The organism is Telluria sp. AZSoR62, assembly GCF_058111565.1.
In genome coordinates, this window is the sequence record NZ_JBYTST010000008.1 from 139889 (window position 1) to 157372 (window position 17484).

Annotated in this window: 15 protein-coding genes and 1 pseudogene; 9 read left to right on the plus strand and 7 right to left on the minus strand. The window is 67.1% G+C overall.

Annotation, left to right across the window (positions count from 1 at the left end; translation table 11 throughout):
* Position 1 precedes the first annotated feature (1 nt).
* The 6 genes from bioA to AC3XQU_RS14245 all read right to left on the minus strand — a co-directional run bounded on the left by bioA (position 2) and on the right by AC3XQU_RS14245 (position 7006).
* On the minus strand, positions 2–1342 hold the full coding sequence (bioA, locus tag AC3XQU_RS14220; protein WP_489874810.1) for an adenosylmethionine--8-amino-7-oxononanoate transaminase: 1341 nt from the start codon (positions 1340–1342) through the stop codon (positions 2–4).
* Between the two features lie 13 nt (positions 1343–1355).
* Entirely contained in the window at positions 1356–2141 is a 786-nt protein-coding gene (locus AC3XQU_RS14225) for an enoyl-CoA hydratase/isomerase family protein (protein ID WP_489874811.1), read from the minus strand.
* A gap of 13 nt (positions 2142–2154) precedes the next feature.
* Positions 2155–3777 carry a carboxyl transferase domain-containing protein gene (locus tag AC3XQU_RS14230; RefSeq protein ID WP_489874812.1) on the minus strand — a complete coding sequence of 541 codons (1623 nt, stop codon included), beginning with the start codon at positions 3775–3777 and terminating at the stop codon, positions 2155–2157.
* 20 nt (positions 3778–3797) lie between these two features.
* Complete coding sequence (locus tag AC3XQU_RS14235; protein WP_489874813.1) at positions 3798–4238, minus strand: YchJ family protein; 441 nt, start codon at positions 4236–4238, stop codon at positions 3798–3800.
* A 43-nt stretch (positions 4239–4281) separates the two neighbouring features.
* Positions 4282–5529 carry a D-amino acid dehydrogenase gene (locus AC3XQU_RS14240; RefSeq protein ID WP_489874814.1) on the minus strand — a complete coding sequence of 416 codons (1248 nt, stop codon included), beginning with the start codon at positions 5527–5529 and terminating at the stop codon, positions 4282–4284.
* Positions 5530–5641: 112 nt separating this feature from the next.
* Positions 5642–7006, minus strand: coding sequence for a serine hydrolase domain-containing protein (locus AC3XQU_RS14245; RefSeq protein WP_489874815.1), 1365 nt, complete (start codon positions 7004–7006; stop codon positions 5642–5644).
* Positions 7007–7239: 233 nt separating this feature from the next.
* Here AC3XQU_RS14245 and AC3XQU_RS14250 point away from each other — a divergent pair, with 233 nt between their 5' ends.
* The 9 genes and pseudogenes from AC3XQU_RS14250 to AC3XQU_RS14290 all read left to right on the plus strand — a co-directional run bounded on the left by AC3XQU_RS14250 (position 7240) and on the right by AC3XQU_RS14290 (position 16910).
* A complete protein-coding gene (locus AC3XQU_RS14250) occupies positions 7240–7983 on the plus strand; it encodes a GntR family transcriptional regulator (protein ID WP_489874910.1) in 744 nt (247 codons plus the stop codon).
* Positions 7984–8150: 167 nt separating this feature from the next.
* The gene (locus AC3XQU_RS14255; protein ID WP_489874816.1) at positions 8151–9029 is read left to right on the plus strand and encodes an N-acetylmuramic acid 6-phosphate etherase; all 879 of its coding nucleotides are present in this window, start codon (positions 8151–8153) and stop codon (positions 9027–9029) included.
* A 41-nt stretch (positions 9030–9070) separates the two neighbouring features.
* Complete coding sequence (locus AC3XQU_RS14260) at positions 9071–10366, plus strand: MFS transporter (RefSeq protein WP_489874817.1); 1296 nt, start codon at positions 9071–9073, stop codon at positions 10364–10366.
* 116 nt (positions 10367–10482) lie between these two features.
* A complete protein-coding gene (locus AC3XQU_RS14265) occupies positions 10483–11625 on the plus strand; it encodes an acyltransferase family protein (protein WP_489874818.1) in 1143 nt (380 codons plus the stop codon).
* A gap of 20 nt (positions 11626–11645) precedes the next feature.
* Positions 11646–13250: a glycoside hydrolase family 10-like protein gene (locus AC3XQU_RS14270; protein WP_489874819.1), complete on the plus strand. Its 1605-nt coding sequence runs from the start codon at positions 11646–11648 to the stop codon at positions 13248–13250.
* 90 nt (positions 13251–13340) lie between these two features.
* On the plus strand, positions 13341–14264 hold the full coding sequence (locus AC3XQU_RS14275) for an N-acetylglucosamine kinase (RefSeq protein WP_489874820.1): 924 nt from the start codon (positions 13341–13343) through the stop codon (positions 14262–14264).
* Positions 14265–14283: 19 nt separating this feature from the next.
* A pseudogene (locus tag AC3XQU_RS14280) lies at positions 14284–15066 on the plus strand (N-acetylmuramoyl-L-alanine amidase); the annotation flags it as partial.
* Between the two features lie 315 nt (positions 15067–15381).
* Positions 15382–16287, plus strand: a complete 906-nt coding sequence (locus AC3XQU_RS14285) for a LysR family transcriptional regulator (protein ID WP_489874821.1) — start codon at positions 15382–15384, stop codon at positions 16285–16287.
* Positions 16284–16910, plus strand: coding sequence for a M15 family metallopeptidase (locus AC3XQU_RS14290; protein ID WP_489874822.1), 627 nt, complete (start codon positions 16284–16286; stop codon positions 16908–16910). The genes AC3XQU_RS14285 and AC3XQU_RS14290 overlap by 4 nt, the downstream gene beginning before the upstream one ends.
* 18 nt (positions 16911–16928) lie before the next feature.
* Here the strand turns inward: AC3XQU_RS14290 and AC3XQU_RS14295 are convergent, their stop codons facing one another.
* Positions 16929–17465: a PEP-CTERM sorting domain-containing protein gene (locus tag AC3XQU_RS14295; RefSeq protein ID WP_489874823.1), complete on the minus strand. Its 537-nt coding sequence runs from the start codon at positions 17463–17465 to the stop codon at positions 16929–16931.
* Between the last annotated feature and the right edge of the window lie 19 nt (positions 17466–17484).

Below are 17484 nucleotides of genomic sequence, written 5' to 3' on the forward strand. Positions count from 1 at the left end.
GCTAGGGAGCGATCACCGCTTCGAAGACGCGCTGGGTGCGCTCGGCCAGGCCGGCGATCTCTTCGTCGTTCAGGATGTAGGGCGGCATCAGGTAGACGGTGCGGCCGATCGGGCGCAGCAGCAGCTCGTTCTCGACCGCGCTGGTGAAGAAGCGGCGCGAGAAGCTGGACGCGCGGACCGGGTCGGGCTCCACTGCATCGAAGGCGAAGATCATGCCGTGCTGGCGGAAGTGGCGTGTGCGGTCGTGCTCGGCCAGCGGCGCCAGCGCCACGGTCAGTTTCGTCGCCAGCTCGCGGTTGCGCATCAAGACGTCGTCGTCTTCGAAGATCTGCAGCGTGGCCAGCGCCGCGCGGCAGGCCAGCGGATTGCCGGTGTACGAATGCGAATGCAGGAAGCCGCGCGTGATGTCCTGGCTGTAGAAGGACTGGTAGATGGCGTCGCTGGTGAGCACCAGCGACAGCGGCAGGTAGCCCCCGCTGATACCTTTCGACAGGCATAAGAAGTCCGGCCAGATGGCGGCCTGCTCGCAGGCGAAGAAGGTGCCGGTGCGGCCGCAGCCGACGGCGATTTCGTCGGCGATCAGGTGCACCCCGTGCTGGTCGCACAGCTCGCGCAGCAGCTCCAGGTAGAGCGGGTCGTACATCGCCATGCCGGTCGCACATTGCACCAGCGGCTCGACGATGATGGCGGCAATGCGCTCGCCGCGCGCTTCGAACAGGGTGCGCACGTCGCCGATGGCGCGGCGCGCCACGTCCTGGGCCGACTCGCCTTCAATGGCATTGCGTGCATCCGGGCTCGGGACCACATGCGAAGCGCGCAGCAGCGGGCCGTAGGCATCCTTGAACAGCGGCACGTCGGTAACCGACAGCGCGCCGATGGTCTCGCCATGGTAGCTGCCCTGCAGGCAGACGAATTCCTGCTTGGCGGTGAGGCCGGCGTTGCGCCATGAATGAAAGCTCATCTTCATGGCGATTTCCACCGCCGAAGCGCCGTCGGAGGCATAGAAGGCGTGGCCCAGCGCATGGCCGGTCAGCGCCGCCAGCTGCTCGGACAGCTCGATCACCGGCTCGTGGGTGAAGCCGGCCAGCATCGCGTGTTCCAGCTTGTCCAGCTGGTCCTTCAGGGCCGCGTTGATGCGCGGGTTGGCGTGGCCGAACAAATTGACCCACCAGGAGCTGATCGCGTCCAGGTAGCGCCGGCCTTCGTGGTCGTAGAGCCAGGGGCCCTTGCCGTGGCTGACCGCGATCAGCGGCACCTCTTCGTGGTGCTGCATCTGGGTGCACGGGTGCCACACACTGCGCAGGCTGCGTGCGATCCAGTCGGAAGAGGTATGCGGCTTCAAGTTCGTTCCAGTATCAGTTCAGCCAGGTCGGCTTGCGCTTGTCGAGGAAGGAGGCCACGCCTTCTTTGCCTTCCATCGATGCGCGAATGGCGGCGATGCGGTTGGCGGTGTCGGCCAGCAGCACGTCGGTGACCGGCTGGCCCACGACCTCGCGCACCAGCTTTTTCGCTTCACAGACGGCGTGCGGGCTGTTGGTCACCAGCGATTTCACGATGCCGGCCACGGTGGCGTCGAGCATGTCGGCCGCGACCATCTCGTGCGCGAAGCCGATGCGGTGGGCTTCGTTCGCGTCGAAGCGCTCGGCTGTCAGGAAGTAGCGGCGCGCCGCCTGCTCGCCCATCGCCTTGATGACGTAAGGCGAAATGGTGGCCGGGATCAGGCCCAGTTTGACTTCGGACAGGCAGAAGTTGGCGACGTCGCTGGTGACGACGATATCGCAGGCCGCGACCAGGCCCATGCCGCCGGCGTAGCAGTCGCCCTGCACCTTGGCGACAGTCGGCTTGGGGCACAGGTAGATCGTGCGCAGCATGTCGGCCAGGCGCGCGGCGTCTTCCTGGTTCTCGCTGTGCGAGTAGCCGGCCATCTTCTTCATCCAGTTCAGGTCCGCGCCGGCGCAGAAGGCCGGGCCATTCGCGGCCAGCACGATGGCGCGCACGGCGTCAATGCGTCCCAGCTCGTCGAAGGCCAGCGCCAGCTCGGCGATGGCGTGCTCGTTGAAGGCGTTGCGCACGTCCGGGCGGTTCAGGGTGACGGCGGCCACCTTGTCGTCGATGGCGATGGTGAGCGTCTGGTATTCCATTGTCAAGCTCCCTTTACATCCGGAAGACGCCGAACTTCGTGTCCTCGATCGGCGCGTTCAGTGCGGCCGACAAGCCCAGGCCCAGCACGGTGCGGGTATCGGCCGGGTCGATGACGCCGTCGTCCCACAGGCGCGCCGACGCGTAATACGGGTGGCCCTGGTGCTCGTACTGTTCCTTGATCGGCTGCTTGAAGGCGGCTTCTTCGTCTTGCGACCACTGGCCGCCCTTGCCCTCGATGCCGTCGCGCTTGACGGTCGCCAGCACCGACGCGGCCTGGTCGCCGCCCATGACGGAAATGCGCGCGTTCGGCCACATCCACAGGAAGCGCGGCGAGAAGGCGCGCCCGCACATGCCGTAGTTACCGGCGCCAAACGAGCCGCCGATGATGACGGTGAACTTCGGCACCGAGGCGGTGGCCACGGCCGTGACCATCTTGGCGCCGTTGCGGGCGATGCCCTCGTTTTCGTACTTGCGGCCGACCATGAAGCCGGTGATGTTCTGCAGGAAGACCAGCGGGATCTTGCGCTGGCAGCACAGCTCGATGAAGTGGGTGCCCTTGAGCGCCGACTCCGAGAACAGGATGCCGTTGTTGGCGATGATGCCGACCTTCATGCCGTAGATATGGGCGAAACCGCACACCAGCGTGGTGCCGTAGCGGGCCTTGAACTCGTCGAATTCGCTGCCGTCGACCACGCGGGCGATCACTTCGCGCACGTCGAAGGGTTTCCTCGTATCGACCGGGATCACGCCGTACAGCTCTTCCGGCGCATATTTTGGCGCGCTGCTCTCGCGCAGCGCGCCCTGCACCGGCTTGACGCGGTTCAGGTTCGACACGATGGTGCGGGCGAGCGACAGCGCATGCAGGTCGTTCTGGGCCAGGTGGTCGACCACGCCCGACAGGCGGGTGTGGACGTCGCCGCCGCCCAGGTCTTCGGCCGTGACCACTTCGCCGGTCGCCGCTTTCACCAGGGGTGGGCCGCCCAGGAAGATGGTGCCCTGTTCCTTGACGATGATCGATTCGTCGCTCATCGCCGGCACGTAGGCGCCGCCCGCCGTGCACGAACCCATGACCACCGCGATCTGCGGGATGCCCTTGGCGGACAGATTCGCCTGATTGTAAAAAATGCGGCCGAAGTGGTCGCGGTCCGGGAACACGTCGTCCTGGTTCGGCAGGTTGGCGCCGCCCGAGTCGACCAGGTAGATGCAGGGCAGGTTGTTCTGCTCGGCGATCTCCTGGGCGCGCAGGTGTTTTTTCACCGTCATCGGGTAGTAGGTGCCGCCCTTGACGGTAGCGTCGTTACAGACGATCACGCATTCCTGGCCGGCCACGCGCCCGATGCCGGTGATGATGCCGGCCGCTGGCGCCGCGCTGACTCCATCCTTATCCTTGTACATCTCGTAGGCGGCGAGCTGGGAGAACTCGAGGAAGGGCGTACCCGGATCGAGCAGCATCTGCACGCGGTCGCGCGGCAGCAGCTTGCCGCGCGCGAGGTGCTTGGCGCTGGCCGCTTCGCCGCCGCCGAGTGCAACCTGGGCGACTTTCGCGCGCAGGTCGTCCACGATCAGCTGCATGGCCGCCGCATTGGCCTTGAAGTCGTCGCCGCGCGGGTTGAGTTTGCTCTCGATCTGGGGCATATGCTGTCTCTTCTCTTGTTCTATGTCGGAAAACTGCCGTCCACGTAATACCAGCGCGGCGTCCCGGTTTCCGGGTCGGGCTCGCGCTGGAAACGGCTCACTTCGTGCAGCCGGTGCGCCCGTCCTCCCACCTTGAAGCGGGCGACGAATTCGACGGTGTCGCTGTCTGGATCGTCCGGCAAATTTACTTTACGTTGACGTAAACGTAAAGCAGATTTTACCTCAAGTCCCAGCCAGCGGATCGGCTCTTTTTCGTCGATAACGGGCTCGCTCGGCCGGGTACTGGGGTGCCAGGTGGCCATCAGGTAGGGCTCGTTCTTCTGGCTGTACGCGGTATAGCGCGAGCGCATCAAGGCCTCGGCCGTGGGCGGGAGCGCGCTGCCTTCGATGAAGGGGCCGCAGCAGGCGGCCAGCGACGGCCCGCCGCAAGGACAGGGCCCGGGTGTGGACATTTTGGGCATGGGCGCCATTATCCGCCATTTCCGGCGGGGGCACGAAGCGCGCTCAGCCCCGCAGCGTCAGCCCGTCGAGCGAGAACGGGGGCGCCTCGCCCTGCATCGCGCCCGCCAGCAGGGCGGCGCTGCCGCAGGCGAAGGTAAAGCCCAGCGGGCCGTGGCCGACGTTGAGCCACAGGTTGGGGTAGCGGGTGGCGCCGATGATCGGGGCGCTGCTCGGGGTGGCGGGGCGCAGGCCGGCCCAGACCGAGAGCTGCGAATAGTCGGCCGCGCGCGGCATGGTCTCGTGCACCTGGCGCGTCAGTCCCGCCACCCGTTTCGGGTTGTGGCGCAGGTCCTCGCCCACCATGTCGACCATGGCGGCCACGCGCAGCTTGCTGCCGATGCGGGCATAGAGCACCTTGCGCTCGAAATCGGTGACGCTGATTTCCGGCGCCACGTCGTCCGGGCGGATCGGCGCCGTCAGGCTGTAGCCCTTGAGCGGGTACAGCGGCAGGGTGACGCCGACGGTATCGGACAGGTTGCGGCTCTGGATGCCGGCCGCCAGCACATAGCTGTCCGCGGCTATCGTCCGCACGCCGGCCCCGTCCTGCACTTCGATGCCGGTGATGCGTCCTCCCTCGGCCAGCAGGCGGCGCGCCTCGCCGCCCACGAATCCCTGGAAATGCGGATGGCTGCGCAGGCGGTCGGCCAGCGCCAGGCAAAACGCGTGGCAGTCGGCCACCGCTTCGCCGCTGTTATAGATGCCGCCGGCCAGCAGCGGTTCGGCCGCCGCCAGCGAGGGTTCGCGCGCGGCGCATTCGGCGGCGGACCAGATTTCGCCGGCGCCGGCCTTGCCGGCCGCTTTCACGAACAGGTCGCGCGAGCGGTAGACCACCAGCTTGCCGGCGTCGCGCCAGTCGAATGCGTCCAGCGGAATGGTCACTTCGAGCTGCTTCATGCCCTGGCGCGACAGTTCGCCCAACTCCAGCAGCTTGGCCGTGGTCTTGCGGTTGACGTCGGCGCGGCAGTGGGCCAGAAAGCTGGCCAGCCAGCGGTACTGGCGCAGGTCGGCCTCGGGACGGAAGTGCAGGGGGCCGGTGTCCTGGAACATCCACTGCAGGGCTTTGAGCGGCACGCCCTCGTCGGCCAGCGGCGACACGTAGCGGTAGCTCAGCTGCCCGCCATTGCCGTAGCTGGACCCGCTGCCGACTTCCGGCGCGCGTTCGAGCACGGTGACGCGGTAGCCGGCTTCGGCCAGCCACCAGGCCGAGGTCAGGCCGACCACGCCGCCGCCGATGACGATTATCTGCTGCATCCTGCACTCTTCTTCTTGAACATGGGGTCAGAGCTTAGGCGCTGGCCCCTATCACGACCAATGAAAGTCGCGCCGGACGCCATAACCAAGGTATATAAACAGGCGCTTGGCATCAGGATGCCGCCCGTTGGCCGACGATGGCGTGCAGGTAGAGCGCGCTGAGGATGCGTTCCTCGAAGCGCGCCATGGCCGAATAGCGTCCCTTTTGCAGCTCCGGATCGTGCGAGCTGCCGCCGGCCAGCACGATCATGCCGTTGCCGCGCGCGGGATCGAAGGCGAACACCGAGCGCAGGCCGTAGGCGTCGCCCAGGTGGCCGACCGCCTCGAAGCCGCCGCCCTCGACCAGCGCCATGCCTGGACGGTCGGGGAAGTGGGCGTTGCCCAGGCCCCAGGCATTGAAGAAGCCGCCCATCGAATCGCCGTTGCCGCCCTTGGCATCGATGGTCCACTGGCGCGCGAACATGCGCTCGAGCGTCGCGCGTTCGAACAGCCGGGTGGCGCCGTGCATGCCGCCGTTGATCAGCATGCGCATCACCACGCCCATGTCGCGCGCCGACATGCGCAGGCCGCCGGTCGGGCTGAAGGGCGTGGCGTTGGTGCCCGGGACATAGGTGGCGATGCCGGCCGGCGCCGCCGGCGGCCTGGCGGAATAGTCGTCCACCTGCGCGATCCACGGGCCGTCCGCGTTCCAGATTTCTGTGTCCGTGGTGCGCTTGCGGTAGAGCGTCGCCAGCTTGTCGAGCGCCGCCGGCGGCAGCATGGAAGGGTTGTAGCCGGCCACGATCCCCAGCGGCTGCAGCAGCAGGCGCTGCATGAGCAGGTCGAAGCGCTCGCCGGCGACGCGCTCCATCACGGTGCCGATCACGCCCCAGGCGAGGTTACAGTAGGTGAAGTAGGCCCCCGGCGCGGCGCGCTCCGACCATGCCTTGCCCGCGCCATACAGCACGCCGCCCGGCACCAGCACGTCTTTCAATGCAGTAGCAAAGGGCCAGGAATAGCCGCCGTCGTCGCGCAGCGACGAGGTATGGGTAAGCAGGGTGCGCAGCGTGATGGGGTGCTGCGGGAAATGCGGGTTGCGCAGGCTGAAGCCCAGGTAGCCCGAGACGTCCGCATCCAGCTCGACCCGGCCCGATTCGACCAGCCGCATCAGGCCCAGCGTGGTCATCATCTTGGAAATCGAGGCGATGCGGTACAGGGTGTCCGGCGTGGCCGGGCGATCAGGCAGGGCGCCCTTGCCGATGAAGCGGCGCCCGACAGCCTGTTCGTACACCGGCTGGCCGCCGCGAATGGCAAGGACCGACAGGCTGGCCAGCTGCATCGCCGGATCGGCGGCGACCGCCGCGAGTTCGGCATCGAGCGTCCGGCGCGCAAGGCCCGCCAGCAGCGGCGCGCCGGCGGGCGAGGGCGGCGCCGCAAACAGCGGCTCGACGCTGCCCAGCAAAGCCATGCCCAGCAGGGATCGCCTGAGTTCGTTCATCCCGTCTCCTTTTCGCCCTAGCGGCTTGTTGTTGTCATTGTATGGAAGAGCATACGGAGTGACGGGGAGCCTTGCCAAATGAATAGCCGTGGCGGTGGCATAACCGTTTTATATTGGTATCAAGTGGTATGCTTATAAGGCAGGCGAATGCCAGGCCCATGCTTTTTCATGGGCTGCGCGGTGTCGGGCGGCGAGCTCGCCATTACACTCCGTGCACACCTTTTCACATGCCGATGACCACCACCAGCCCCGCCTTCCAGCTCGACCTGAACGACAACTCGCCCCTGTACATGCAGCTGGCGCGCAAGCTCGCGCAGGACGTACGCGATGGCCGCTACCAGGCCGACCAGGCCTTGCCCTCGGAACGCACCCTGTCCGAGCGGCTCGACGTGTCGCGCGTTACCGCGCGCAAGGCGATCGACCAGCTGGTCGAGCAGGGCCTGGTGGTGCGCAAGCGCGGCTCGGGCAACTACATCGCGCCGCGCATCGAACAGCCGCTGTCGGACCTGTCGAGCTTTTCCGAACAGCTGCAGCAGCGCGGCTATACGCCCAGCAGCCACTGGCTGCGGCGCGAAGTCGTGCCGGCCGACGCCGACGAGCAGCTCTCGCTCGGCCTGTCGCCGGGCGCCCGGGTGGCGCGGCTCGAGCGCCTGCGCCTGGCCGACGGCGTGGTGATGGCCTATGAGGTCAGCATCATTCCGGCCAGCGTGCTGGCGCGTCCCGAGCAGGTGGGCGGCTCGCTGTATGCCCACCTGTCCGGCACCGGCCACATGCCGGTGCGCGCGCTGCAGCACCTGCGCGCCATGAATGCATCCGCCGAGCTGGCCGCGCGCCTGGATGTGCCGGAAGGGCGCGCGGTGCTGTTCATTACCCGCATCGGCTATCTGGAATCGGGCGAGCCGGTCGAGCTGACGCACTCGTACTGCCTGAGCGACCACTACGATTTTGTGGCGGAGCTGCGCCGACCGAGCGCCTGAAAAATCCTCATGGCTGCGTTGCATCGTCTTGCCGTACTAGCGCCGACCGGCATAAGCATGAGCAGCATAACTTTTCGGCATGATGCCGGTCCCAGCTTTCATGGGATGGGCCCGGCAATTGGTATTACACTGGTTTTATCGATCACTCCGCACCCAGAGACACGTCCATGCTGAAAACCGAAACCCCGGCCCAGGACCACGCGACCCTCGACCAGTACCCGACCACTGAGCTCATCACGGTCTTCATCGACGACCAGACCCGCGCAGTCGAGGCGGTGCGCGCCGCCGCGCCGCGCATCGCCGCCGCCGTCACCGCGGCGCTGCCGCGCATGGAAGCGGGCGGGCGCCTGATCTACGCCGGCGCCGGCACCTCCGGCCGTCTCGGTGTGCTCGACAGCGTCGAGCTCAACCCGACCTTCTCCTGGCCGCATGGCCGCGCGGTGGCGCTGCTGGCCGGTGGCGCCGAGGCCATGTTCGTCGCGGTCGAAGGCGCCGAGGACGATCTCGAGCAGGGCGCGGCCGATTTGAAATCCGTCGATGTGGGCCCGGATGACGTGGTGCTGCTGCTGGCGGCCTCCGGCCACACGCCTTATGTGCTGGGCGCCCTGCGCGCGGCGCGCGAGGCGGGTGCGCTGACGATCGGTTTTTCGAACAATGCCGACGCGCCGGTCGCGAACGGCGCCGAGATCGGCATCACGCTCGATACGGGGGCGGAAGTCATTTCCGGCTCCACCCGCCTGAAAGCGGGCACCTCGCAGAAGATCGCGCTGAACACCTTTTCCAGCGCGTTGATGGTGCGTTTGAACAAGGTTTACGGCAACCTGATGGTAGACTTCCGGGCGACCAATGCCAAGCTGGTGCGCCGCGCCGTCCGCCTGACCGTCTTCGCCACCGGCGCCGACGAAGCGGCCGCGCAGGCCGTGCTGGAGCAGTGCGGCTACCACGTCAAGACCGCGATCGTGGCCTTGACCAAACAAACCACCGTCGAGCAGGCGCAGGCGCTGCTGGAGTCGGCCCACGGCAGCGTGCGCGACGCCATCGCCTGAGGCACCCGGCGCACAGCGCGCCTGCGGAACACGAAAGACCTATGCAGACTTCGCTAGACAAGAGCACGTCGCCTTCCACAGCGCCGCAGGCCAATCCCTGGGCCTGGATTCCTTCCCTGTACTTTGCCCAGGCCATCCCCTATGTGGTGGTGATGAGCCTGTCGGTGATCATGTACAAGGACATGGGGGTCTCGAATTCCGACATCGCCTTCTATACCAGCCTGCTCTACCTGCCCTGGGTGATCAAGCCCCTGTGGTCGCCCATCGTCGACATGTTCGGCACCAAGCGCCGCTGGACGGTGCTGCTGCAACTGGGCGTGGCCGCTTCGCTGGTGGCGGTAGGCCTGACGCTGCACCTGCCGAACTTCTTTGTCGCCAGCCTGGCCGTGATGTGGCTGATGGCCTTCAGCTCGGCCACCCATGACATCTCGGCCGACGGCTTCTACATGCTCGGCCTGCGCCAGAAGCAGCAGGCCGCCTTCGTCGGCGTGCGCTCGACCTTCTACCGCCTGGCCACGCTGGCCGGCCAGGGCCCGCTGGTGGTGCTGGCCGGTTACCTGGCCACCCGCCTGGGCGACGTGCACCAGGCCTGGTCGATCGTGTTCTTCGTGCTGGCCGCCTTCTTCTTCCTGGCCTTCCTGTGGCATGGCTTCATCCTGCCGCGGCCCGATTCCGACCACAAGGTCGCCCGCACCGACAACCCGCTGCGCGACTTCTTCGTGACCTTTGCGCTGTTCTTCCGCAAGCGCGACATCTGGCTGATCCTCGGCTTCATCCTGACGTTCCGCCTGGGCGAAGCCCAGCTGCTCAAACTGGTGGCGCCCTTCCTGAAAGACCCGCTAGTCGAGGGTGGCTTGGGCCTCACCACTGCGCAATACGGCATCGCCTATGGCACCATCGGCATCGCTTTTCTCACCATGGGCGGCCTGGCCGGCGGCTACCTGATCTCGCGCCTGGGCCTGAAGCGCTGCCTGTGGCTGATGGTGTTCGCTGTGCACCTGCCGGACCTGGTGTTCGTCTACCTGTCGCAGGCGCAGCCCACCAGCTTCGCCATCGTGTGTGCTTCGCTGGCGGTCGAGCAGTTCGGCTACGGGTTTGGCTTTACCGCGATGCTGCTGTACATGATCATGGTCTGCGAGGGCGAGCACAAGACCGCCCACTATGCGATCTGCACCGGCCTGATGGCGCTGGGCATGATGGTGCCGGGCATGTGGAGCGGCGATTTGCAGGAATACCTCGGCTACAAGAACTTCTTCATCTGGGCCTGCCTGTCGACGATTCCCGCTTTCATCATGGCGGCGCTGGTGAAGATCGATCCCGAATTCGGCAAGAAGTAGCCATGAACCCGTAGGGTGGGCAGGAAACCTGCCCACCCTACATATAGAAGACGCAGGCAGTGCGTGCCAGTTGCCGCAGCCAGTGAGACCGACAACTAGAAGGAGAATACGCAGCAATGCGCGATGCACCGGTGCGCCTGATTTCGCTCGACGCCTTCCGCGGCTTTACGATCGCCGCAATGGTGCTCGTGAATAACCCGGGCGACTGGGGCAACCTGCACGCCCAGCTGGCCCACGCCAAGTGGAACGGCTGGACCTTCACCGACTGCATCTTCCCCTTCTTCCTGTTCATCGGCGGCGTCGCCATGACGCTCTCGCTCGGGCGCCTGGCAGCCGCCGGCGCCGACAAGCCGCGCCTGCTGGCCAAGCTGGCCAGGCGCGCCGCGCTGATCTTCCTGATCGGCTTCCTGCTCAACCTGATCCCGCATTTCAATTTCGGCACGGTGCGCATCCCGGGTGTCCTGCAGCGCATCGCCCTGTGCACGCTGCTGGCCGCGCCGATCGTGGTCTACTTCGGCTGGCGCGCCCAGCTCGCGGTCGCGGCCGGGTTGCTGGCGCTGTACGCGCTCCTGATGCTGTGGGTGCCGGTACCGGGCATCGGCGCCGGCGTGCTCGAGCCGGGCAAGGACTTCGGTGCGTACGTCGACCGCATGGTCCTGGATGGCCACATGTGGGTGCAGTCCAAAACCTGGGATCCGGAAGGCCTGGTCAGCACGATTCCCGCCCTGTGCAGCCAGCTGTTCGGCGTGCTCGCCGGGCGCGTGCTGGCCTCGAACCTGCCGCGCACCGAGCAGACCGTGTGGATGCTGTTCGCGGGCCTGGTGTTCCTGGCGCTGGGTTCGAGCCTGGACGCCGTGCTCATGCCGATCAATAAGAGCCTGTGGACGGTGTCCTACTGCCTGTTCATGACCGGCTGGGCGCTGCTGGCCTTCGGCATGTTCTACTGGCTGCTCGACGCCGCGCCGCATGCACCCGTGCGCGAGCGCGCGGCCGTGTGGGCCAAACCCTTCGTGGTCTACGGAATGAACGCCTTGTTCATCTTTGCCTTCTCGGGCTTCGTGGCCAAGATGCTCGGCTTTATCAAGCTGGCGCAGCCCGATGGCAGCCAGCTCTCGCTGGGCCGCAGCCTGTACGCGCCGATCAAGGCGCTGCCGCTGGGTCCCGCCAACACTTCCCTGTTATATGCCATCCTGTTCAACGCCTGCATGTTCGCGATAGCGTATGCCATGTGGCGCAAGCGGTGGTTCGTCAAAGTATGAATAAAAATATTGGAGCGATAGTGAAACCCGATTTGAAGAAACGCGCGCTGGCGCTGGCAGGCCTGACCGGTGCGCTGGCGCTGGGCGGCTTCATGACCGCCTGCACCACGCAAAAGGGCAAGCCGGAACATGCAGCCGATGCACCGCCGCCGGCCCCGCGCGAATTCCGCGCCGCCTGGGTCTCGACGGTGGCCAATATCGACTGGCCGAGCAAGCCGGGCCTTCCCGCCGCGCAGCAGCAGCAGGAAGCCATCGCCATCCTCGACCGCGCCGTGGCGCTCAAGCTCAACGCCATCGTGCTGCAGGTGCGCCCCGCGGCCGATGCGATCTACCCGTCCAAGATCGAGCCCTGGACCGAATACCTGACCGGCGCCCAGGGCAAGCCGCCGCAGCCCTTCTATGACCCGCTGGCGTTCTGGGTGAGCCAGGCGCACGCGCGTGGGCTGGAACTGCATGCCTGGTTCAACCCCTACCGCGCGCGCCACGACAACGCCCGTTCCCCGGCGGCGCCGAACCACATCACCAACACCATTCCGTCCGCCGTGAAGCGCTACGGGAAGTTCATGTGGATGGACCCGGGCGAGGAAGCCGCCTCGAAGCAGACGATGGACGTGATCCTCGACGTGGTGCGCCGCTACGACATCGACGGCGTGCACATCGACGACTATTTCTATCCCTACCCGATCGAAGCGCCCGACGTCGCCGGCAATGCCTCGGCGCTGGACGGCAACGGCAATGGCAAGGCAGCCGCCAAGCCGGAGCTGGACTTTCCCGACACCCCGGCCTGGGAACGCTACCTGGCCGGCGGCGGCAAGCTCGATCGCCCGTCCTGGCGCCGCGACAACGTCAACCGCCTGATCGAGGCCATGTACAAGGGCATCCACCGCGAAAAGAGCTGGGTGCGCTTCGGCATCAGCCCCTTCGGACTGGGCCGCCCGGACCGCCGCCCGCCCGGCATCACGGGCTTCTCGCAGTACGACAAGCTGTATGCCGATGCCGAACTGTGGCTGCAGAACGGCTGGGTGGACTACTTCACGCCGCAGCTGTACTGGGCGATCGCGCCGGCGGCCCAGTCCTATCCCGTATTGCTCGACTACTGGATCGGCCAGAACACCCAGGGCCGCCACATGTGGCCGGGCCTGTTCACCAGCCGCATCGGCGCGCCGGCGCCGACCAAGCAGTTCGAGCCTGAAGAAATCCTGCAGCAGATCGCCGCCACGCGCGCGCGCCCGCTGGCCACCGGCCACGTTCACTTCAGCATGGTCGCGCTCACGCAGAACCGCAAGGGCATCAGCGACCAGCTGCGCGCCACCACCTATGGCGGCCAGGCGCTGGTGCCGGCCACCACCTGGCTCTCCAGCGAGCGCCCGGGCACGCCCCTGGTTTCCAGCGCGGCGCGCAAGGACGGTGTCCATCTCAAGCTCAAGGCGGGCAAGGCGAACGCACTGTATGCGATCTGGGCGCGCCACGGCAGCGAATGGCGCTTCGCGGTGGCGCCGGCCTCGCGCGTGGACTGGACAGTGCCGGACGACGCCGCACTGGGGGCGGCCAACCTGGTGTATGTCAGCGCGGTAGACCGCCTCGGAAACGAGGGCGCGCGCGTGCAGGCCTGGCGCAAGCCGTAAAGACGATGCAAGGCTCATAAGCTTTGTTCATATGCACCGCGCCAACATGCATTCGCATGCGGGCGCGGCCACAACGTACACTTGCGGACTATGTCTACCTCCGAACAACAGCAGCAAGAAAGTCTGGGCCTGGGCATCGACGCCGGCGGCACCCAGACCCGCTGGGCCCTGGCGGCGCCCGGCGGGCGCATCGTCGCCGAAGGCACGGCGCCGGGCCTGTCGGCCCTGCAGATGGGCAGCGCCGAAGGGCGCGCGTCCGTGCAGGCCGCCTTTGCCGGCATCGCGCAGGCGGTGCTGGCGCAAGGGCGTCCGGTGGCCGTGCGCGCCGGCCTGACTGGTTTCGGCGGCGAAGCCGGGCAGTTGCAGCAATGGCTGGGCAACCAGCTCGGCCTGGCCCCGGGCGCCATCGTGTTCAGCAACGATATCGAGATCGCCTACCTGGCCAGTTTCCAGCCTGGCGAAGGCTATCTCGTGTATTCCGGCACCGGCTCGATCGGCGCCTTCATCGACGAGCGCGGCGGCTTTCACCGTGCGGGCGGGCGCGGTGTGGTGCTGGACGATGGCGGCGGCGGCTTCTGGATCGCGCGCGAGGCGCTGCGCCACATCTGGCGCCTGGAAGACGAGCGCCCCGGCGCCTGGGAAGACTCGCCCATGGCGCATGCCGTGTTCCAGCATGTGGGCGGCTCGGACTGGTCGTTCTCGCGCCAGTTCATCTATGGCCGCGAGCGCGGCGAAGTCGGCAAGCTGGCGATCGCGGTGGCCGCGACCGCCGAGCGCGATCCGGCCGCCGCTGCTATCCTGCGCGAAGCCGGTACCGAGCTGGCGCGCCTGGCCCTGGCATTGATCCGCCGCTTCGGGCCGCGCCCGGTGGCGCTGGCCGGCCGCGCCGCCGAGCTGCACCCGGCCATCGTCGAAACCATGCGCGCAGCGCTGCCGCCCGACGCCACGCTGAGCCAGACCGGCTTGCGCGCCCACTACGCGGCCGCGCGCCTGGCCGCCGCACCGAACCAATAACCGTACTGGATTACCCTCGATGAAAACCCTGATCGTCCCCGTCATCCTCGCCCTGCTGGCAGGCTGCGCCACCGCGCCCATCGAACCCCTGGGCCCGAAGATCGACACCAGCTTGACCGCCAAGGGCCAGTCGAGCCGCGCACGCTTCCTGGTGCTGCACTACACGGTGGCCGATACGCCGCTCTCGATCAAGATCCTGACCGAGCAGCAGGTCAGCGCGCACTACCTGCTCACCGACGCGCCCCAGCCGGTGATCTACCGCCTGGTCGACGAGAGCCGGGCCGCCTACCATGCCGGCAACTCGAGCTGGAAGAACTATACGCAGCTGAACAACAGCTCGATCGGCATCGAGATCGTCAACGCCGGCTGGAAGGACACGCCGGCCGGCCGCGTGTACGCACCGTTCCCGCAGCCCCAGGTCGACGCCCTGGTCGCGCTGGTGAAGGACATCGTCGCGCGCCACGGCATCGCGCCCGAGAACGTGCTGGGCCACAGCGACATCGCCCCGCAGCGCAAGCAGGATCCGGGGCCGCTGTTCCCGTGGCAGCAGCTGGCCCGTGCCGGCCTGGTCGCCTGGCCGGACGCCAACCGCGTGGCCGCCGTGCGCCCGGTCTTCGATGCCTACCTGCCCGACGCCGCCTGGTTCCAGCGCAAGCTGGCCACCCATGGCTACGGCATCGTGCAAAGCGGCCTGCTCGACCAGCAGACCCGCACCGTGCTGTCCGCCTTCCAGATGAAATACCGTCCTGCGGACATCGCCGGCAATCTCGACGCCGAAACCGCCTCGCTGCTGGAAGTGCTGACCACGCCGGCCAATGCGCCGCTGCCGGTGCTGCCGCCGGCGGTGATCACGAGCCCGGTGCCGCCGCTGCCGCCGGCCACCCCGCCGGCCCCGGCGGTGCCGGAAACCACGCCTGCGCCGGCCGCGCCGCTGCCGGTCCCGAGTCCGGCGATTCCGGTTCCGGAACCGGTCCCGGCCAGCCCGCCGGTCCCGGCAACGCTGCCTGCCGCGCCGGCGGCGCCGGTCACGCCGTGACGGTCGCCGCAGCGGGGTTTTCCCTGTATCCTTCGACCCATCCGCGCCCCGGGCGCGGAGACTCTACTGAAGGATAAAGCGATGCGCCTGCGTCATATCGAAGTCTTCCACGCCATCATGCAGGTCGGTACCATCAGCGGTGCCGCCCAGGTTCTCCACATCTCCCAGCCGGCGGTGACGAAGGTGCTGCAGCACGCCGAGCTGCAGCTGGGCATGCCGCTGTTCGAGCGCGTGCGCGGCAAGCTCTATCCGAAACCCGAAGCGCACCGCCTGTTCGTGGAAACCGAAAAGCTCAACCGCGACCTGCAGGGCATTCGCCGCCTGGCGGCCAGCCTGAAGGGCCGCGCCGTGGAGACCGTGCGCCTGGTGTCGACGCCGACGATCGCCATCAGCGTGCTGCCGCAGGCGATGTCGGCCTGGCGCCGCGACTTCCCGATGGCGCGCTGCGAGCTCGGCACCCACCACACCAGCGAGATCGTCAACGCGCTGCGCCTGGGCGAAGCCGACCTCGCGCTGTCGCTGCAGGACCCGCGCCATCCCGGCATCGTGGCCGAGCCGATCGCCCACGGCAACCTGACCGTGATGGCCCCCGCAGGCACCTGGACGAAAGAAGAACTGGCCCTGCCGTTCGGCGCCGAAGGCCTGGTCGGTGAACTCATCGGCCTGAACGACGGCGACCCGCTCGGCGAGATCGTGGTCGCGGCCTGCGAAGCGCAAGGCGTGCAGCCGGTCTACCATACCGTGGTGCAGACCTACCAGATCGCCCGCTCGCTGGTGGAAGCCGGCGCCGGCATGGCCGTGCTCGACCCGTTCACGGCCGCCTCGGCCACCCCGGGCAAGGTGCAGAGCCGCGCATGGACGCCGGCGATCCCGGTGCACCTGTATTTGCTCAGCGCCAGCCATTCCCCCCTGTCGCACGGGGCGCGCGAGCTGGCCAATTGTATCGGCGCGACCGCGCGCGCCTGTCTCGACAAGGGTTGTGCATGACCAGTATTGGGTTGGAATCGGGCGTGGCCAGCGAAGACATCGCCGGCAGCCCGGAATTCCGCCATCTCTCCACCATCGACGGCATCGCCGTCGACCTGCGCTACGCCACCAGCAACAACTTCGTCGGGCGCAACCTGTACTCGCCCTTTGATTGCGCCTGGCTGCACCGCGACGCCGCCGCAGCGCTGGAACAGGTCGTGGCCTGGCTGGCGCAGGAGCGCCCCGGCTATACCGCGCTGGTGCTCGACGCCCTGCGCCCGCAGCGGGTGCAGGAACAGCTGTGGCACGCATTGGAAGGCACGGGACTGCAGATGTACCTGGCCAACCCGGAGCGCGGCTCGATCCATTCGTACGGGATGGCGCTCGACATCACCCTGCTGGACGAAGCGGGCGTGGAGCTGGACATGGGCACCGGTTTCGACGACATGACGGAACTGTCGCATCCGGCGCTGGAAGAAGGTTTCCTGGCGGCCGGCCAGCTGACCGACCAGCAGGTGGCCAACCGCCGCCTGCTGCGCACCGGGATGCTGCAGGCGGGTTTCCTCGGCATCAATACCGAGTGGTGGCATTTCGATTGCGGCGACCGGGAACGGGTGCGCCGCACTTTCCGCCGCGTGCTCTAGGCCGCGGCGCGTCTTTCATTACTTGCGCAGCTTGCGGCGGCGCAGGCCAGCCAGGCCGGCCATACCGAGACCCATCAGCGCGATGCTGCCAGGTTCCGGCACCTTGCTCCAGTTGGCTGCGGTCACCTGCGGGCCATACGACATCACGCCCTGACGCATGCTGTGGTTGTGGCTCTGGTCGACGAAGATATCGTTGTAGGTCCAGCCGTAGGTGGTGTCGAGATACCAGCCGCTCACGGCGAAATTCGTGAACTGCAGGCTGATATGGAAGTTGTAGATCGTGTTGACGTTGTCGAAACGGTTGAAGCCATCTTCGAACGACCAGGCAAAGCCCGGGTTCGAATTGCCCGAGTACGAATAGACATTGCCGTTGCCATTGGCGTCGAGCAGCGACGAATCGAAGCCGACCTTGCCGGTGATCTTGCTGGTGCTGGTGTAGGGCGCCTGCACGTAGGTGAAGGTGGGGCCGTTGAAGGTATAGGCCAGCGGGATGGCCTGGGCGGCGCTGGCGCCGGCGAACAGGACGATGGCGCAGAGTTTTTTCAGGATGTTCATGATGGGCCTAGTTGGTTAT